The 19717-nt window shown below is 33.0% G+C and carries 20 protein-coding genes and 1 pseudogene; all 21 read left to right on the top strand.

The genetic code is table 11. The features are described 5' to 3' along the window. Positions 1 to 140 precede the first annotated feature (140 nt). The 21 genes and pseudogenes from H8S01_RS01620 (at position 141) to H8S01_RS01525 (ending at position 19715) form a co-directional block, all read left to right on the top strand. Positions 141 to 3122 carry a DUF3427 domain-containing protein gene (locus tag H8S01_RS01620; RefSeq protein ID WP_207723006.1) on the top strand — a complete coding sequence of 994 codons (2982 nt, stop codon included), beginning with the start codon at positions 141 to 143 and terminating at the stop codon, positions 3120 to 3122. Between the two features lie 145 nt (positions 3123 to 3267). Further along, entirely contained in the window at positions 3268 to 3669 is a 402-nt protein-coding gene (locus tag H8S01_RS01615; RefSeq protein WP_186835940.1) for a (deoxy)nucleoside triphosphate pyrophosphohydrolase, read from the top strand. Between the two features lie 79 nt (positions 3670 to 3748). Continuing rightward, positions 3749 to 4042: a helix-turn-helix domain-containing protein gene (locus H8S01_RS01610; protein ID WP_186835939.1), complete on the top strand. Its 294-nt coding sequence runs from the start codon at positions 3749 to 3751 to the stop codon at positions 4040 to 4042. 87 nt (positions 4043 to 4129) lie between these two features. Further along, on the top strand, positions 4130 to 4861 hold the full coding sequence (locus tag H8S01_RS01605) for a hypothetical protein (RefSeq protein WP_186835938.1): 732 nt from the start codon (positions 4130 to 4132) through the stop codon (positions 4859 to 4861). Positions 4862 to 5311: 450 nt separating this feature from the next. Continuing rightward, positions 5312 to 5581 (top strand): type II toxin-antitoxin system RelB/DinJ family antitoxin, encoded by a 270-nt coding sequence (locus H8S01_RS01600; protein ID WP_186835937.1) that lies wholly within the window; start codon positions 5312 to 5314, stop codon positions 5579 to 5581. Continuing rightward, positions 5581 to 5862 (top strand): type II toxin-antitoxin system mRNA interferase toxin, RelE/StbE family, encoded by a 282-nt coding sequence (locus H8S01_RS01595; protein WP_005602462.1) that lies wholly within the window; start codon positions 5581 to 5583, stop codon positions 5860 to 5862. Before H8S01_RS01600 ends, H8S01_RS01595 begins: the two co-directional genes overlap by 1 nt. Before the next feature lie 492 nt (positions 5863 to 6354). Continuing rightward, complete coding sequence (locus tag H8S01_RS01590) at positions 6355 to 7617, top strand: AAA family ATPase (protein ID WP_186835936.1); 1263 nt, start codon at positions 6355 to 6357, stop codon at positions 7615 to 7617. A gap of 5 nt (positions 7618 to 7622) precedes the next feature. After that, positions 7623 to 8252 carry a hypothetical protein gene (locus H8S01_RS01585; protein WP_186835935.1) on the top strand — a complete coding sequence of 210 codons (630 nt, stop codon included), beginning with the start codon at positions 7623 to 7625 and terminating at the stop codon, positions 8250 to 8252. Between the two features lie 26 nt (positions 8253 to 8278). Continuing rightward, positions 8279 to 9172 carry a macro domain-containing protein gene (locus H8S01_RS01580; RefSeq protein WP_186835934.1) on the top strand — a complete coding sequence of 298 codons (894 nt, stop codon included), beginning with the start codon at positions 8279 to 8281 and terminating at the stop codon, positions 9170 to 9172. Between the two features lie 17 nt (positions 9173 to 9189). Further along, positions 9190 to 9756: a TIR domain-containing protein gene (locus H8S01_RS01575; RefSeq protein WP_186835933.1), complete on the top strand. Its 567-nt coding sequence runs from the start codon at positions 9190 to 9192 to the stop codon at positions 9754 to 9756. 280 nt (positions 9757 to 10036) lie between these two features. Further along, the gene (locus H8S01_RS01570) at positions 10037 to 10537 is read left to right on the top strand and encodes a kinase (protein WP_186835932.1); all 501 of its coding nucleotides are present in this window, start codon (positions 10037 to 10039) and stop codon (positions 10535 to 10537) included. Between the two features lie 11 nt (positions 10538 to 10548). Continuing rightward, positions 10549 to 11001 (top strand): 8-oxo-dGTP diphosphatase, encoded by a 453-nt coding sequence (locus H8S01_RS01565; protein WP_118344901.1) that lies wholly within the window; start codon positions 10549 to 10551, stop codon positions 10999 to 11001. Positions 11002 to 11027: 26 nt separating this feature from the next. Next, a complete protein-coding gene (locus H8S01_RS01560) occupies positions 11028 to 11510 on the top strand; it encodes an NUDIX domain-containing protein (protein ID WP_186835931.1) in 483 nt (160 codons plus the stop codon). Positions 11511 to 11544: 34 nt separating this feature from the next. Beyond that, positions 11545 to 12117, top strand: coding sequence for an NUDIX hydrolase (locus H8S01_RS01555; protein ID WP_186835930.1), 573 nt, complete (start codon positions 11545 to 11547; stop codon positions 12115 to 12117). 199 nt (positions 12118 to 12316) lie between these two features. Beyond that, entirely contained in the window at positions 12317 to 12835 is a 519-nt protein-coding gene (locus tag H8S01_RS01550) for a GrpB family protein (RefSeq protein ID WP_186835929.1), read from the top strand. A 297-nt stretch (positions 12836 to 13132) separates the two neighbouring features. After that, positions 13133 to 13543 carry a GNAT family N-acetyltransferase gene (locus tag H8S01_RS13980; RefSeq protein ID WP_243204169.1) on the top strand — a complete coding sequence of 137 codons (411 nt, stop codon included), beginning with the start codon at positions 13133 to 13135 and terminating at the stop codon, positions 13541 to 13543. A 48-nt stretch (positions 13544 to 13591) separates the two neighbouring features. Continuing rightward, positions 13592 to 14104, top strand: a complete 513-nt coding sequence (locus tag H8S01_RS13975) for a GNAT family N-acetyltransferase (RefSeq protein ID WP_243204168.1) — start codon at positions 13592 to 13594, stop codon at positions 14102 to 14104. A gap of 294 nt (positions 14105 to 14398) precedes the next feature. After that, a pseudogene (locus tag H8S01_RS01540) lies at positions 14399 to 15186 on the top strand (transposase-like zinc-binding domain-containing protein). Positions 15187 to 16389: 1203 nt separating this feature from the next. Continuing rightward, positions 16390 to 16914, top strand: a complete 525-nt coding sequence (locus tag H8S01_RS01535) for a restriction endonuclease subunit S (RefSeq protein ID WP_186835928.1) — start codon at positions 16390 to 16392, stop codon at positions 16912 to 16914. A 3-nt stretch (positions 16915 to 16917) separates the two neighbouring features. Then, positions 16918 to 18513: a type I restriction-modification system subunit M gene (locus H8S01_RS01530; RefSeq protein ID WP_186835927.1), complete on the top strand. Its 1596-nt coding sequence runs from the start codon at positions 16918 to 16920 to the stop codon at positions 18511 to 18513. Between the two features lie 2 nt (positions 18514 to 18515). Further along, the gene (locus H8S01_RS01525) at positions 18516 to 19715 is read left to right on the top strand and encodes a restriction endonuclease subunit S (protein ID WP_186835926.1); all 1200 of its coding nucleotides are present in this window, start codon (positions 18516 to 18518) and stop codon (positions 19713 to 19715) included. Positions 19716 to 19717 lie beyond the last annotated feature (2 nt).

The following is a 19717-nucleotide window of genomic DNA, read 5'->3' as shown; positions in this document are numbered from 1 at the left end:
ATTAATTATCTGGCTTTGCAGGATGAAAGTTATCAGAACATGATGAGGATACTTCAGAAAAACGGATACTTTCATTGCAACATATTACAATAAATAATATAATAGATACAATAAATATTAATTGAATGGATGTCATCAATATGGATAAAATAAATGAATTACGATTAGGATTAGAAACTGCATACATAGATGGTTCTGTTGCTTCTGACAGTTTTTATTGTCCTCAGTTTGTATCGAATAATTATAAATCTGGTAAGAAAGTTTTATCTTCGATTGAAGATGAGCTGTTAAGATGTGATAAGTTTCAGATAAGTGTTGCATTTATTACTATGAGCGGAATCACACCATTACTTCAGACATTTAAAGATTTGGAAAAGAAAAATATTCCAGGTGAAATTCTCACAACTAATTATTTGAATTTTAGCGAACCTAAAGCGTTGGAGAAGCTTAATGGATTATCAAATATTACATTAAAAATGTATGACGTACAAGAGGCGGATGAAGGATTTCATACAAAAGGATATATTTTTAAAACAGATGAAGTATATCGTATTATCATTGGAAGTTCGAATATAACAAGTGCAGCACTTACCAGCAATCATGAGTGGAATACTAAGCTTGTATCAACGCAGCAAGGGAAGATAGCGAAGGAAATAGTTGATGAATTCAATAGATTATGGAATTCTAGTTATGCCTTAGATTTTAATGAATTTTATAGGAATTATAAAGAACAATATGAAATTATTAAACATCAGAGAGATATTGCGAGGATTGATAATGTTGTATCGCTTGAAAAATACAAGCTAAAGCCAAACAGCATGCAGATTGGATTTATTACAAATCTTAAGAAGATTTTAGAAGAAGGAGAGGACAGGGCACTTCTTATATCGGCGACAGGAACAGGTAAGACTTATGCTTCTGCATTTGCAATGAGAGAGCTTGGATTTAAAAAAGTTTTATTTTTAGTTCATAGAGGACAGCTTGCAAGACAGACTAAGAAATCTTATGAGAAGGTGTTTGCAAAATCTGTTTCTATGGGTTTGGTTGGTGCAGGTTATCATGAATATGAAGCGGATTATGTATTTGCTACTGTTCAGACGTTAAATAGGGATGAACATTTGCTTCAATATGATAAAAATGCATTTGATTGTATTATTTTTGATGAAGCACATCATGTAACTGCTGATACATATCAGAAGATTATGAAACATTTTACGCCTAAGTTGTGGCTTGGAATGACAGCAACTCCTGATAAGCGGGATGATAATATTGCAGGTAGAAATGTTTATGAGTTGTTCAATTATAAGATTGCATATGAGATACGTTTACAACAGGCCATGGAAGAAAATTTGTTATGCCCATTTCATTATTTTGGAATTACTGATTTGTCTATAGTTGGAGATGTTAAAGAAAATCATGATTTTAGTATGCTTACAAGCGATGAACGTGTAAGGCATATAATCCAGCAGGCAAATTATTATGGATATAGTGGAGAAAAAGTTAAAGGTCTTATATTTTGTAGCAGTATCAAAGAAACACAGGAGTTATCAGATAAATTTAATAATATAGTTAATCCAGATACAGGGAAATATTTTCGTACGATAGCGTTGAATGGTGATGCAACGGAACAGGAAAGGCAGAATGCATTTGAGAGACTTGCAATGGATGAGAATGAGGAAAATATTAATAAGAAGCCGTTAGACTATATATTTTCTGTAGAAATATTGAATGAAGGTGTTGACATTGTAGAGGTTAATCAGGTTATTATGCTTAGACCGACACAATCACCTATAATATTTATACAGCAGTTGGGACGAGGACTTAGAAAGGCCGATGGAAAAGAGTATGTTGTTATTCTTGATTTTATTGGTAATTATAATAATAATTTTATGATTCCAATAGCACTGTCAGGGGATAGAACTTACAATAAAGATAATATACGTAGATACATAATGGAAGGTGGAAGGGTTATTCCAGGTGCATCTACAGTGCATTTTGATGAAATAAGTAAGAAAAGAATATTTGCATCTGTTGATAATGCTAATTTTAGTGATATTAAACTGATAAAAGAAAATTACACAAATCTTAAGAATAAATTAGGAAGAATACCACATTTACGGGATTTTGATGATTATGGAGAAATGGATGTTGCCCGTATTTTTGATAATAATAGTCTGGGTTCGTATTATAAGTTTTTAGTTAAATATGAGAAGGATTATAAGCTTCGTCTCTCACAGGAAGAAGAAAAGATAGTCGAATTTATTTCCAAGAAACTGGCAAATGGCAAGAGAATTCAAGAATTACAATTACTTAAGAGAATGCTTATGTATGCAAAAGGATTGTCCAAATGTGGATTATTTTCAAGTCTTTCACAGGATATGTTGACTTATGGTAAATTAATTAGCAAGGAACAGAAGGAAAATATTATAAATGTTATGACTAATGAATTTCCGGCAGGATCTGGTAAGAAAACATATGCACAGTGTGTTTTTATAGAAAAGGAAGGCAATGATTATAAGCCAACAAAAACATTTCTTGAAATGCTATCAAATAAAGATTTTTATAATATTATTAAAGAACTTGTTGATTTTGGAATAAGCAGATATGAGAGAGATTATAAACAAAGTTATGATGTAACAGATTTTGTCCTTTATCAAAAATATACGTATGAGGACGTATGTCGTCTGCTTAATTGGGAACAGAATGAAGTTCCATTAAATATTGGTGGTTATAAATATGATAAGAAAACAAAGACATTTCCAGTATTTATTAATTATGATAAATCGGATGATATTAGTGACACAACAAAATATGAGGATCATTTTGAACAAGGATTTAGGGATCGATTGATAGCAATATCAAAATCGGGAAGGAGTCTGCAATCTGAGGATGTACAGAATTTTCTTAAGGCTAAAGAGAGAGGAATTAGAGTAGAACTTTTTGTGCGAAAGAATAAGGACGATAAGATTTCTAAGGAATTTTATTATCTTGGGCATATGACGGCTAGTGGAAATACTAAGGAATTTACAATGCCAAATACACAGAAAACAGCAGTTGAAATAGAGTGGATACTTGATGTTCCAGTACGTGAAGATATATATGAGTATATTGTAAATTCATAAATATTATGTATATGTCAAAAGTATAAAAAGTCGTTTGTGCTTGCAGAAAAAGACTTTTTTACTTAATTTATTGCATTAAATCACGATATTAAAAGAAAGAAGGAAAGTGAGATAATTAGTTTTATAATTGTCACACAAGAATTATATGAAAACAGTTAAAGTAGTTGCAGCAGTAATAAAAGAAGTTAATGATAATGGGGAGCCAATTATATTCGCAACGCAGCGCGGGTATGGAGAATTCAAGGATGGCTGGGAATTTCCAGGAGGAAAAATAGAGGCAGGAGAGACACCACAGGAAGCATTAAAACGAGAGATTATGGAAGAATTAGATACAAAAGTTAAAATTGGAAATTTAATAAATACAATTGAATATGATTATCCCAATTTTCACCTTTTAATGGATTGTTTTTGGTGTGAGATAGTAAGCGGAGAATTGAAGTTAAAGGAACATGAAAATGCAAAATGGCTGACTAAGGAGCATCTTGATGAGGTTGAATGGCTGCCGGCAGATGTTATTTTGATTGATAAGATAAGAATGGATATGTAGGAGAAATTATACGGAAAATTTGATAAGAATGATATTAAAATAAAATTTGAATTTAATATCCAGTAAAAAGGAGGAGAATATGATACCGGCAATTAATAAAAGAGAAACAGGATGGAATATCCGAATACTTATGGATAAATACAATCTAACAGTAAAGGATGTACAGGAATATCTTGGATTAGGAAGTCAGCAGAGTATATATCATTGGCTTAACGGAATAAGCATGCCGACTATAGATAATCTTTATGCGTTAAGTAGTTTGTTTGGCGTTTCAATGGATGATATTGTGCGTGGAAATAAATCTGATATAAAAGATTACAGTTATAGAAGACTTTTTAGATATTATAATATTTTAAAGAAATGTGTTGCATAATATTTTTATACTACAAGTTCAATGACAAATGTATCAGTATATCTTAATATATTATATATAAATTATATATTTAGGAGGCTGATATTTATGAATGAAGGGATTTTGATAGCATATGATGATACATACTATAGTATAGGAGATACGTTAGTAATACAGAAAAGATTGACTGATATTTTAAAACCGTGTGGTATGAGATACTTTACTGGACGTAGTTTGTATAAGCCTGAGGATCCAGATAGAAGGGATGATATCATGTATGATGCAATGAAACTACTGTCTCAATGTGAATGGATTGATAATAAAAATGTAGGTATATTTGTGATTGATGACATAATAAGTATTTCATTTAGCGATATTGACTGTTCTGGAATGGTAGAACCTAAATCCGAAAAATATAAGTATTATGAGGATTATTTCAAGAAAACAGGCAGGATGGCTCATAATATATTAATAGATGAGAACAATCAGATTGTAGATGGATATGTATCATTGCTTATTGCAGATAAACACAAGGATAATATGAAAAAGTGGCAGAATCCAGCGATATATAAAGTAAATGCATTGGTTCCTCGTGCAAAGGTTGTTATTGGACGCCATGTTGATATGTCAGGAACTGATATAATAATAAAAGGACCACAGTATTTTGCATGGATATATAATAAAAAAGAACCTGTTGTGCCTGGAGATGTATTGAAAGTTAATACGAGAAAAGGAGAGGCATATATGGTGGTAGAGAAGATTAAGTATATAGCGGGAAAGAAAAAGTGTGCAGAATATAAAAAAGTTATTGAGCATATGGGGATGAGAATAGAGATATAATTATTTTAATAATTCAAAATTCACCAAAATCAACTTGTGTTTTAACAACACCATATATATGTGACAATGATAATTATGAGTCAATTCTTTATGGGGTGTACAGCACGGAACAACTTGCAAGAGAAGCAGCGGAGGAACTTCTTGAACTGGGGAATATACATCATTATGAAATAGAATGTCCTAAGTTAGATGAATTTGGATGGAGATAGGTAAATGTGGACAATAGTTTCATAAATTAGATTAAGGAATTAAACTGCAATGACACAAGAGTAGACTACAAGGATTGTAATGGGAAATTTTTAGGAGAACGGTTACTATTTGAAGAAATCCCCTGTAAATTATATTTTCAAAAACAATACAAATGATTGACAATGTAAATTAAAACGGTATAATATAATTATAAGAGGTGCATATAATATTATTATTGTATTTTGAGATGGAGGCGATTTTATGGCTACAGTACCTACACAAGTAAGAATAGATGAAAATTTAAAGAAACAGGCAAGTGAACTTTTCTCACAGTTAGGAATGGATATGTCCGGTGCAATGAATATATTCTTGAAACAGTGTGTATTAAGAGGAGGACTTCCTTTTAGTGTTGAATTGCCACAGTATAAGCCGGAAGTATTAGAGGCAATGGAAGAAGCAAAGAGAATCAGCAAAGATCCTAATACAAAGAGATACGCTAGCTTTTCAGAGGCTTTGGAGGATATTGATTGATGCAATATGAATTAATACTAACCGGGAAATTTAAGAAAAGTCTCAAGCTGGCAAAGAAACGAGGCTTGGATTTGAAACTTTTAGATAAAGTTATTACGATGCTGCAGAATGATATTCCTCTCGAAGAGAAATATCGTGACCATGAACTAAAAGGGAAATACCAGGGGTTCAGGGAATGTCACATTCAGCCGGATTGGTTATTGATTTATCTGAAGGAGAATGATGTTCTAACATTGACTTTAGTTGATACCGGAACACACGCGGATTTGTTCAATTTGTAGCGGAATATACAAAGGTATTTCATAGTAACGGATTAAAATGCCGAAAGCCTGTATTTATGAGGGCTTCCGGCATTTGTTTTTTCAAATGGCTCTAGTTTGGCTCTATTTGTGGGTGGAGTAATGATTTTCATAGGTTAATGTTAATTTTCCTATTTTGGTGTATGAAGCAGGAAACCAAACTTTGGTCGGGGAGGTTCCTGCTTTTTGTTTATTAGTGACGAGACTATAATAACAGAAGGTACAGACTAAAACAATCTGACGCATAATGCATCAGAATAATTTAGGCTGTACCTTCTTTTAATTTGCCTGAAAATGAAGAAAAAAGAAGCGTGGAAAGTTACGGTTTACAATTTGGGGCAGTAGAAAGGCTGCCTTTTTGCTATATGATATATTGTAAAATTAAATATTTTTTGTGAAAAATAGTTGCATAAAAAATAATTAATGATATAATAATGATAAGTAAAGAAGAAAAGTGACTTGGAGGAATGAGCCATGATTATAGAGATAAGAGCAAAAAACTGTTATGCATTTGAGGATGACATTACATTTTCGATGAAAGCAGATATGCGAAATAAAAAATTTGGAGCAAATGTTCACAAAGAGAATAATTTTAATGTCCTTAAAACGGTAGGAATATATGGACCAAACAATGCCGGTAAAACATGTCTAATCAAGTGCATTAGGGCAATAAGAAATGTACTTTTAAATAAGAAGAATGGACTGATGCCAAATATATTTACTGATAGTGATGTATGCGAGTTAGGTGTTACATTTATGGCATCTGGAAGAAAGTTTTCTTATGATTTTAAGTATGATGCAGAAAAAGAAGAATATATATATGAGTCATTTTCGGAGATATTTAAAGATCAGTACAACAACGAAAAGGAAGTTTGTTGGTTAAAAAAAGATACTGTTAGTGAAATATATGAGTGTATTGATGAATCTGTTCAGAATATGATTTCAGTTGTATCGAAGAATAATTTGCTATGCTATGTGGTAGATACAAGTAAATTCGAACATATCAATGAGATGAAGCAGATTCTTGTCGGATTTGCAGAAAAAATTGATATCATCAATATGAATAACATACCTATGCAGCACACGATTGAACTTATGAAGAATAAGAATCAGTTACAGCAAAAGGTTGTTGAGTTCATAAAAAATGCAGACTTATATATGGATAATTTTGAATATGTGGATATGGATAAGATACAGCTGAAAACTGGTGAAGGTGACGAAAAGCCAGATGAGAAAGTGCTTGATATTCCAGAGAACATTATGGATCAAATCAGATTGGTTTCTACTTATAAAGGAGTCCATGTGCCAAGTATGATGTTTGACTCCACAGGAACAAAGAAGATTGCAGCTATTGCCAGCTATGTAATTGAAGCACTTGAACAAGGCAGGATTTTAGTCGTGGATGAGTTGGATAGCAGTATTCATTTTAAGCTTACCAGGGCGATTGTTGCGATGTTTAATAATGAATTAAATACAAGTGCACAGATGATATTTACAGTACATGATATAAATCTTATGGATTGCAAGAGAATGTTTCGAAAGGAGCAGATTTGGTTTGTTCATAAGGATGAAGAAGGTGTGTATGTATATTCACTTGCAGATTTTACAGCACAGCAGGGCGTACGAGATACGACAGATGTTATGGAAAAATATAGGAAAGGTGCACTTGGAGCTTTACCTGATCCAGAATTGATTAACTCTTTGCTTAGCATTAAAAGCGGTGTAAAGGGGGGGTGATGCCGATGCCAAATAAGCTCCCTAGGTTTTTTGATAACCATAAAATCTGTATTATTTGTGAAGGTAATGAGGAATATGAGTATCTAAATCGATTAAAGAATTTAAAAGTATGGAACGAGCAATATGATATTTCATTGGTAAATGCCGATGGAAATGGTAATATCCCGGCGAGGTATCAGGATCGATATCAAAATGGAGCAGATGAACTTGTGCTTGTGTTCTGTGATACGGAAAAGAAACCTCACGAGCAGTATGAGGACATTAAACGCAAAATCAATGAGTTTCATGGTGTGGATAGTGCAGCGAATGAAGTGATTATGTTTGGTAATCCTTGTACGATGCAGATTATATCTAAGCACTGGGCCGATGAAAAACTGAAATCTCCGGCAAAACCAGTGAATGCTCCCTTGATAAAGGAATATACCGGAGTAGAGAATTACAAAGGTAGAGCAGACCAGATTCAGAAAGTTATGGAACATGTTACTGCGGAGAATTACAAGGATATGAGTCAACGAGTGAGAAAACTGGATTCGGATGATTCTGTTACTGGAAGCAGTAATTTTGGAAAGTTCATAAAGCTGTTTGAGAGTGATGACAGTGGGTGGATTGAGGAGATTAATGAACAAATAGAGTAGTATAAGGAGAGTACAAAAGTTATATTATGAACAAAGTGAATGTGATAAAACAAAATTTGGAGTTCATAGGTAAAACGTGGATGAAGTGTATTGGCACATTTGCAAGTATATTATCGCTTTTCTTTTTGTTTTGGACTTGGGATGATATACGCATTACGTCAACGCAATATAAATGTGTGATAATAATATTATTATGTGTGCTTGCACTCATACTTGCAATCCTATGGACGTGTATTTTTAAGAGAACAAAGACAATTTGGGAAAGTCCATCTGGGAAAATAAAAGTATGTTATTCTGATATTATGAAAGATGGGTTTGACAAAAGGAACAAGGAAGAAAAGTTATTTGTAATTCCAGTTAATTCATGTTTTGACACTATTGTAGATGAAGATATATCAACATGTTCAAAGCCATTGGTATCACCTAATTCGTTACATGGAAGATGGATAAAAAAAATGGTTAATAAGGGATTTACTATAGAAGAAATAGACAACAAGATACATAATTGCTTGGAAATGCAAAATTTAGCGCCCAAAAGTATTATTGCTGACGAAGATAAGGAACGTGGGAAAAGAGAAGTATATGAGTTAGGTACAGTGGCGATGATTAGGGGAAATAACAATAGTACCTTTTTGTTACTTGCAATTTCGGAATACGATAAAGATAATATCGCTCATACTTCTGTCGATGATTTAGAAATGTGCATAAAGTCACTTCTTAATTTTTACGATCAACATGGTCAAGGGCATAGATTGGTAATTCCATTGATGGGAACAAACCTTTCGAGAGCAGGATTGTCACATAATGATTCACTGAGAGTAATAACATCGTTATTTCAATTGTATGGAGATAAAATACATGGAGAAGTTGATGTTGTTATATATAAAGGAGATAAAGATAAAGTAACATTAGACATATAGTAAAGGAGGAATTTAATATGTCATATCAAAATGCAAATTATAGTGCGTTTTATGTTTCGGAACCATTTAGCGAAAGTAATTTAGGGGCAAATTCAACACATGATTTTGTTTACTACAATATGCTAAGAATGTGGAAAGGGGAGGATAATAGTTTTCCCTTTAATGATGCACATGATAAGACATATAATGTGCGAGATGGTAGTGATTGGGAAAAGACTCTTAAGCCTAGACTTCATACAAGGCTTGACAATTCTAAGAACATTATTTTATTTTTAAGTTCCATTACTGCCAATAGTCATGTATTGAGGGAGGAAATGAATTATGGAATAGGTACAAAAGGTTTACCGGTAATTGTAATTTATCCAGATTACGACAAGAAGTCAGATATAGTTGATAGTAATGGAAATTTTAAGAAGCAAATTAAAGATTTGTGGGATAAGTTGCCGGCTTTTCGTGATAATATGTCCTCGGTAGCTACATTGCATATTCCATGCACTAAGAGCGTTATTATATCAGCATTGAATAATGAAGATTTTATGGTAAATACAATGGCAGATGCAAAAAAATATTACTATAAACCATAAACAATGACATTTTGAAAATAACGAAACTTGTAGTGATTGCAAAATGCTTGCAAAAAGTTCCGAAACGGCAAAGAATATGTAGAATTTTAAGAATAATCATACCAAATATAGATGTTTATAATTTGATTAGATACAATATATAGTTGCCGAAATCGAGTTTGAATAACGGATTGAAATGCCGAAAGCTTGTATTTATGCGGGCTTCCGGCATTTGTTTTATCAAATGGCTCTAGTTTGGCTCTATTTGTGGGGAGAGTAATAGCAAGGTTAAGGAGAAATTATGAAAAAGATAATCATATTAAGAGGTAACTCTGGAAGTGGAAAAACAACAGTAGCTAGAGCGTTGCAAAAGAAATTTGGATATAATACAATGATGATTTCACAAGATGAGATTAGGAGAAATATCTTGTGGGTTAAAGATGGCGTTGATACTAAGGCATTACCACTTATGATAGAACTTATGAAATATGGGTATGAGCATTGTGATGTGGTTATTTTAGAGGGCATCATGTATGATGAGTGGTATAGTCCTTTGTTCAAAACGGCAAATGAATTGTATGGAATGGATATATATGCGTACTATTTTGATATACCATTTGAAGAGACGGTCAGGCGGCATAATACAAGAGATAAAAAACAGGAATTTGGTGAAGAAGATATGCGTAGATGGTGGAGAGAAAAGGATTTTTCATCAGTTTTTAATGAAAAAATTATTACATCTGATATTGATGCAGACAGTATTGTTGAAATGATATATATGGATTCAGCAAATGAAGGATAAGGGTATTACGAATGGCAAGAACAGAAAAAGTGATAATGACTAATATGTGTATGGTGTTTAGTGAAAATAGGATACTTGTCCAAGATAAGACGGATGATGATTACTCTGGAATAACATTTCCGGGAGGACATGTGGAAAGAGGAGAATCATTTACAGATGCTGTGATACGCGAAGTGTGGGAAGAAACTGGATTGAAAATTTCAGAACCAAAACTTTGTGGGATAAAAGACTGGATGAAGGATGAGGAAACAAGATATATAGTGTTATTGTATAAGACAGATAAGTTTGAAGGAATAGTTACTTCGTCTGAAGAAGGGGATGTATTCTGGCTGACATTAGATGAAATGAAGCAGAGAAAACTTGCTTATGGAATGGATAAGATGTTGGAAGTATTTTTAAATGACAATATTAGTGAGTATTTCTTTTTTGAAGAAAATGGCAAATGGATAGAAGAGTTGAAATAGTTTAAATAAATGCAAAGGAGTTTTAAGTGGATATTTTATTTAAGAATGATGATTTTGTATTTTCATACAGAGTTGGTGGAATATTGATACGCAATGGAAAAATTCTATTACAGCGTCCTAAGAATGATGATTATTCCATTATAGGTGGACATGTATCAGCAATGGAAACAAGTATAGAAACTTTGAAGCGGGAATTTGAAGAAGAACTTCACACTAAAATAGAGGTAGATAATCTGCTGGCGATTGGTGAAATATATTTTCCATGGGGTAAAAGACCATGTCATCAGATATGTTTATATTATAATGTACATCTCGTTAATTATGATATTCCTTTAGATGGAGTATTTCATGGTTATGATGGTCTGGATGACAAAAGGATTGATTTAGATTTTTGTTGGGTTCCACTTGAGGATTTAAAGAATGATGTAAAGGTATATCCGCAGGAGTTGGTACCTTATATTCTTGAACCAAAGAAGGAAATTGTACATTTTGTTTCAAAGCAAATTTAGAAGATGAGATTATAGGTGTCGATGGAGAAGAAATATGTTAGAAGTTAAATTTTATGATACAGTAGATGATTCATTACTGAAATTTGCAGTAATTATCTCACAGAGTAACGGCAAGTGGGTATTTTGCAAGCATAAAGAAAGAGATACATATGAAGTGCCGGGAGGGCATAGAGAAGCTGGGGAAAATATTCTTGAAACTGCTAAAAGAGAGTTGCAGGAAGAAACAGGAGCTATCAAATTTGAGATAAAACCAATATGCGTATATTCGGTGACAGGTAAGACTAGAGTAAATGATACTGGTGAAGAAACATTTGGACTGCTTTGTTTTGCAGAGATAACAGAGTTTGCGAAAGAATTACATAGCGAGATGGAGAAAGTTGTGCTTATGGATGAGTTGCCTGAGAACTGGACATATCCGTTGATACAGCCGAAATTGATAGAAAAGTATTTACGGGTAAAAAATAATTCTATAATCGGAGCAACAGTAACTGTCACGGTCGATAGACCATTAGGAAGTTATCATCCTGAATATAAGGATATGTATTATCCAATAAATTATGGTTACATTGAAGGAGTTATGGCATCAGATGAAGAGCAGGACGCTTAGATATTAGGTGTAAATGAACCAGTAGGCAAGTTTACAGGTAAAATTATTGCTATTGTTCATAGAAAAGATGATGTAGAAGAAAAATGGGTAGTTGTACCTGACGGAATGATGTTTTCAAAAGATGAGATTAGGCAGCAGATTTATTTTCAGGAGCAATATTTTGATAGTGAAATTGTGATGTAATATTAAGGAGATTGCTATGTCATTAGGATTAAAAAGAGGAACAGTGCAGCTTGAACCACATGATAAACAGTGGGATGAGGCTGCGATTCAAACAATCAAAAAACTTAAATCTATATTAGGTGATGATGCTGTTGATATACAACATATTGGAAGTACAGCAATACCGGCAATTAAAGCAAAACCGATTATTGATATTGTCGTTGGGGTAACTGATTTTGAGGAAATAATGTCATATAATGAGCAGTTACAGAAGGAAGGAATCTTTTATCGTGGTTCAGATGTGGAACGTCAGCTTCTTTATGTAATGGGTGATATGGAAAAGGATATCAGGACACACCATATTCATGTTGTGAAGTGGAATGGAACTGAGTGGAAAAAATATATTCATTTCAGAGATTATCTAAATGATAATGAGAATATGGCTTTGCAGTATCAGAAGGTAAAGGAAGAACTGGAAAGTAAGTATGCAGATGATAGAGTAGCATACACTAATGGAAAGCAAGATATGATAGATATTATTTTGAATGGCAAATAGATTGTTGACATGAATTGCCAAGACTGTTATATTGTTCAATAAAAACAAGGAGAACATACACATGAATCAGAACTTATATTCAAGACATTATATGTACATGTATTACGGACGTACACGGCTATAAACATGCAAGGGTAGTGCATTAGGTTATAGCGTGTAGGTCTTTTAGTCTAGTGCATAAAACCAGAATATAAGAGAAGATTTTACATACATTGCATCTTATTAAATTGGATTTATCGCACTGGACATTGAATGTTTGGTGCGATTTTTTATGTTTACAAGAAAGAGGTGCAGAAAATGAATGATTTAATTGAACTTAAACTGATAACAAGAGAAGATGCTGAATGTCTGCATAAACTGCAGATAGAAGCGTTTATGCCCTTATATGAAAAATATCAGGATGATGCTACAAGTCCGGCGAAAGAAAGTCTTGAAACAATAACAAAGAAGATAGTTGATGATAATTCGGATTTCTATTTTATTTTGTTTAATGGTGAGAAAGCTGGAGCTGTAAGAGTTAAATGGCATAAAGGGCAAAAAGTACACAAGAATGTAAATTGGATATCTCCTATTTTTGTTATTCCAAAGTTTCAAAATAAAGGGATTGCCAGTAACGTAATCAAACAATTATTTGATATTTATCCGAATACAATAGAATGGTGGTTATCCACTATCAAGCAGGAAGAGAAGAATTGCCATTTGTATTAAAAATGTGGATTTGTTCGAACTGGAGATGAAATAGTTGTAAATGAAAATATGACATTAGTTTTTTATGTAAAGAGTTATATTGAGGTAAGGAGATTTAAGAAAGAGGATGCCAAAGAGGTCAGAAATCTTATTGTCAGGAATTTCTTAGAGGTTAACAGTAAAGATTATGGCATATCAGCAATGGAGAAACTTGCAAAGGTTTACAATGTGGAAAAGGTTCTGAGTGTGGCAAGTTATGCACATATGTATGTCTTTGAATTTGATGGAAAAATAATTGGAACAGGTTCTATCTCAAGTTTTTGGGAAAGTGAAACAGAAAGTATACTTTTGTCAATTTTTGTCCTCCCGGAATTTCATGGAAAGGGTGTTGGAAGAAAAATCATAAATACATTAGAAACGGATGAATTTTATGTAAGAGCAAGCAGAATTGAGATACCAGCATCTATTACAGCAACGGAATTTTATAGAAAATTTGGATATGATTACAAAAATGGTGTTAAGGAATTGGATGATGAACACCATTACAGATTGGAAAAGTTTAAGGCGGCAGGGTTGAAATAACAACAGATAATCAATTTGTCATTTGTTAGCTTGATTATAGCATTGCTTGTTTTTGGAGATAAAGAGAAAAACTATTTGAGGAAGAGCAAGCGAAAATAAGACCTATAGGACAAAATGTGTTGATAGAAACCGCCCTCAGCCTTTGAAATTAAAGGGCTGAGGGTGGTTCAATCTTTTTTGAAACAACTTTGAGGGTGGACAAAACGTGTTGATAAAAACACCTGCATCCCTTGCAAATAAAGGGGAAAACAGTGTTTAATCTTCCTTGAAACAGCAACAACGGAGGAAGATTAAATGAATCAAGTAAATTGTCCTGTATGTAGAAATAAATGTATTAAAGCCGGAAAAACAAAAGCAGGGTCACAGCGTTGGCTTTGCAGAAAATGCAATTCATCAGTTACACACAAAATAGACAACTCTGCCAAATAACTGCAAATCTTCTTGGATTGGTTGTTTGGCAAAGAATCCCAATCATCGATGCACAGAGATGGAAGAACATTCAGACACAAAACCGCTAAATATTGGAATATATGGCCTATGCAGCCTAAAGTCGAGAACAGCAGGGATGTCGTGTATCTTGATGGTATTTATCTGGGAAGAAAAGCGTGCGTTTTAATCTGTTGTGATGATAAATATGTCCTTGGCTGGTATTTATGCAGATATGAATATGCTGCTGCATGGACGTCTTTAATGAAACAAATAGCCGAACCGAGAATGGTTGTATCTGACGACGGAATAGGGTTCGCAAAGGCATTCGAAAAAGTATGGTCCGGAGCAAAGCATCAAAGATACGTTTTCCATGTATTCTGCCAGGTAAAGCGTTACACGACATCAAGACCTAATTCAATGGCAGGTACAGAGTTATATAATCTGGCAAAAGAGCTCCTGAAAATAAATACAAAAGAAGAAGCGGATTTATAGATAAAACGATTTATTGAATGGACAAATAATAAGGGCTATTCCAACTGATAAAAGTACCATGGTAGTATATAAAAATGAATGAGAAGAATAAACTGGAAAAAAGTCTCTCTAATTGGGGCGATGCCATTGTATGGAGTGATTTACATAATTATGAATATTAAGGAATTGGCTTGTGGAAATTCGGCATTACATCTACAGAATGTTAAATTTTCTAAAGTGCCCAGATAGAAGTGTGATATATAAAAGAATATGCCAATATGAATGCAGTTTGTGTTGTTGGAGCTGGTTAGCCGATAGGTTAACCTGGATACCTCAGACGATTCACTAGTCAAAAAATGAATATAGTGTTTGTATTACTGTTGTTGCTAATGTTAAGTTGAATTTGTTTGATTAGGTTGTCTGAAATTTCTGCTTTACGGATATGATATGGAACACATTGAAGATGAAAACAGTAATAATTGTTGCCACCAAAATGTAGACAAAACTGCTGATATATGGGGAGTCACTTTTTTCGGACAGCAGCAACAGCGGAATTCTTATTTTTAAAATGACATTTCCCAAACAATGCAATGTTGAAATTAGTATAAGAATTGTGAAATAAAAACGTATGATAAGCGGGAGTTGTGTTTTTGATAAGTATGAATTTTCGTGATACCAATTTTAATATAGTGCAATTACCATGTAAATTGTAAAGCTAAGTCAAGCTGGAAAAGTTTTTGACTAATGGAGGTTTATTTGTGAATAAGGAAAGTGGCATTGGTAATTCAGTAAAAGTATTTCAAAACTAATCTTAATTCTCGAAATTATTATGAATAAATAGACATATAGATTCTTTATTGTATTTTTGATATAATAATTTTATGAAAAGTAGGGCTGATAGATATGAAGGGAAAACAGTTAATTTAAGTATTAAACTGTTATAGTAATGGGCACAAATAGTATTAAATATATGTCTCAATTAATGCAATTTAATTATATAATATTAAAGATGAAATTATTTATGGGCTAAAGTGGTTAATAATATTATTATAAATGTTAATATGAAACTGTGATTTTTATCATATAGGAATATAGAAAATTCTTATATGATATTTTTTAATTATTCTCGGTCATGTACTGAATTTTAATGAAGTTAATATTGATGCCGTGGCGTTTTGAATATCAGATTATGATAAGAGGAAGCACGCAGAATAGAAATCTTCTTATTGAAGTAATTAATAAAAATTATAATATAAATTCCACCAATAATAGATAGGCTCGATAATTAGTTGATATATGTAATTTGATTAAATTACATATTGACAAAATTGGTTAATATGATATTATAAAAATGTAATTTAGCTAAATTACAGAAAGGGGCTGCGATGAAATTAGAACAATTAAGTGACATAGTTAGCTTTACAATAGGTAAAAATCCTACGAGAATTAAAGAGCCGGAATTAATTTTGTATTCGTTAGAGGATTTCGAAAATGATTTGTATGGAATAACAAAGCCAAGTAATAAATCAGAATGTATCATCAATCTTATAAAATCAAAGGTGGCTCCGGTTTCAGTTGATAATAAAGATAAATGTATTACATCAAATTTTCTAAAATGCGAATTTAATGAGCAAATACTGGATAAGTGGTATTTTTGTTATCAATTTAATGAGGGAAAGGATTTTAAACAGCAAATAGCAATGGTTCATCAGGGAACAACTTTAAGTGTAAAAAAGTTAAATATGAAAATAGTAGGGGAATTGAAAATAAGATTGCCTGATATAGAAACGCAACATAAGATTGGTGAAATATATAGGCAGTCTTTAGTGCAAAATCGACGAATGATAAAGCAGGCAGAGGATATTAAGAAATTAACTCTTACAATTATAAGGAAACTTGAGGAGGATTAAAAAATGGCAGAAAGTAAAGATTTATTGCAGGTATTATGGAGTGGGGCAGATGTGCTCCGAGGAAAGATGGATGCGAATGAGTACAAAACATATTTATTAGGATTAATTTTTTATAAATATTTATCAGATTCATATTTAGCAAAGGTGTACGATTTGCTGAATGACGAGACGCCTGATGATTTACAAGAAGCACAAAAACAATATGAAGAAGTAATGAAAACAGAGGATGCAAAGGATTTGTTACAGGAATTGAGAGAGTCAATGCATTATACACTTGAACCGGATATGACATATGTAAGTATATTAAATGATGCTAAGGGAAATTCATTTAATAGAGAGAAATTACAGGCAGCATTTAATCGTATTCAGGAATCAGATGAATTATTTAATGGATTGTTTGCTGATGTAGATTTGTATTCTAACAGATTAGGAACAGGAGATCAGAAACAGAGTGCTACAATAGCAGAAGTGATAAAAGTACTTGATGGAGCAGATTTAATTCACGCAAAAGGAGACGTTCTTGGAAATGCGTATGAGTATTTAATAGGACAGTTTGCATCGGAAACCGGCAAGAAAGCGGGCGAATTTTATACTCCGCATGGACCGGCACAGATTCTTTGCAGAATTGCAATGACGGGGCAGGAAAATAAAAGAGGGCTTCAGGTTTATGATCCGTGTATGGGTTCGGGTTCTTTAATGCTCAGTTGTAGAAATTATTCAACAGAACCAGACTATATTAAGTACTATGGTCAGGAGCTTATGCCCTCAACTTATAATTTAGCAAGAATGAATATGTTTTTACATAGAGTTCATCCTGAAAATCAGCATTTAAGAAATGGAGATACATTAGATGCCGACTGGCCTACTGATGAAGAGACAGAATTTGATGTTGTTACTATGAATCCTCCTTATTCAGCTAAATGGTCTGCGGCAGAAGGGTTTAAACAAGATGAAAGATTTATGGATTACGGTGGAAAACTTGCACCTAAATCAAAAGCAGACTATGCATTTTTGCTTCATGGTTTTTATCATTTGAAACAGACGGGAACAATGGCAATCGTACTTCCTCATGGAGTGTTATTTAGAGGGGCTGCTGAAGGCACAATCAGAGAGACTTTACTGAAAAACGGTTCTATATATGCAGTAATTGGTTTGCCGGCTAACATGTTTTACAATACATCAATTCCAACATGTATAGTAGTGCTTAAAAAGCATAGGGAGGGTAGAGATGTCCTTTTTATAGATGCATCTAATCTCTATGAAAAAGAAAAAAAGCAAAATGTAATGAATGAAGAACATATTGATAAAGTATTAGAACTCTATAATAATAGAAAATCTGTGGATAAACTGGCATATTTGGCTTCATATGAAGATATAAAAGCAAATGATTTTAATCTTAATATCCCTAGATATGTAGATACAAGTGAAGAAGAGGATGAAGTAGATATAAAGGCACTTACAAATAGTATAAAAGAGACCAATAAGGCTATTAAGGAAAGTAATACAGCCTTAGTGGATATGCTTAATAATCTTACATTTAGCTCATCTGAGACAGAAACAGCAATTAATGAATTTATAGAGATTCTTAAGGAGGTGTAAGAATGGGAAATACACCTAATATTAGATTCAAAGGATTTACTGATGATTGGGAACAGCGTAAGTTGGGGGATTGGGGGGATTTTTATTACGGAAGAAGCTGCCCTAAATGGTCAGTAACAGAGGATGCAACCATTCCGTGTATTCGATATGGAGAACTTTATACGAAATTTGGAGCAAAAATAGATAGAGTTTATTCCTACACCAATATGCCGCCAGAAAACCTTAGATTTAGTAAAGGAACAGAGGTTTTAATTCCACGAGTTGGGGAAAATCCTATGGATTATAACCACTGTACATGGCTATCTATGAAGGATGTAGCGATTGGTGAAATGATTTCTGTATTCAACACGGATAACAATCCGTTGTTCACGGCTACAATGTTTAATGCTACATTACAGAATGAATTTGCCATGAGAGTGGAAGGGGGAAGTGTTACCAATCTTTACTTTGAAAAGTTGAAGAATATAGATGTTTCTTTTCCTTCTATTCGAGAGCAAGAAATGATTGCAGCATATTTTGAAAATATCGATAACCTCATCACTCTTCATCAGCGTAAGTGTGATGAAACAAAAAAGTTAAAAAAATTTATGCTTCAAAAAATGTTTCCGAAAAAAGATGCAAAAAAACCAGAAATCAGATTTGCTGGATTTACTAACGATTGGGAACAGCGTAAGTTTGCTAATATTACAATGCGAGAATCAACTGTTGGTGTTTCTTCATCTACTTATCCAAGCGTTGAATACGAAGATGTTATTGCAGGAGAAGGCAGATTAAATAAAGATATTAAATACAAAGAGCAGCAGAAAACAGGCATTGTTTTTAATGGTACACAAATCCTTTATGGAAAATTGCGACCATATCTTCATAATTGGTTAAACCCTGATTTTAGTGGGATTGCAGTAGGAGATTGGTGGGTTCTTAAACCAGTTGAAACAGATAAAAGTTTCATTTATAGACTTATACAGACACAACAATTTGATGATGTTGCAAATCAATCAGCAGGTTCAAAAATGCCTCGTGCAGATTGGAATTTAGTATCAAATACGGAGTTCAGAATACCTAAAACGAGTGAAGAACAGATGGCGATTGGAACATACTTTAGCAACCTTGACCACCTCATCACTCTTCATCAACGTAAGTGTGATGAACTAAAAGAATTTAAAAAATATATGTTACAGAATATGTTTCCGCAGAAAGGATAAGT

Origin of the sequence: Lachnospira hominis (ex Liu et al. 2021), from assembly GCF_014287955.1 — a bacterium.
In the GTDB taxonomy this organism is placed as follows: Bacteria; Bacillota; Clostridia; order Lachnospirales; family Lachnospiraceae; genus Lachnospira; species Lachnospira hominis.
This window is presented reverse-complemented; position numbering and strand designations above follow the sequence as displayed.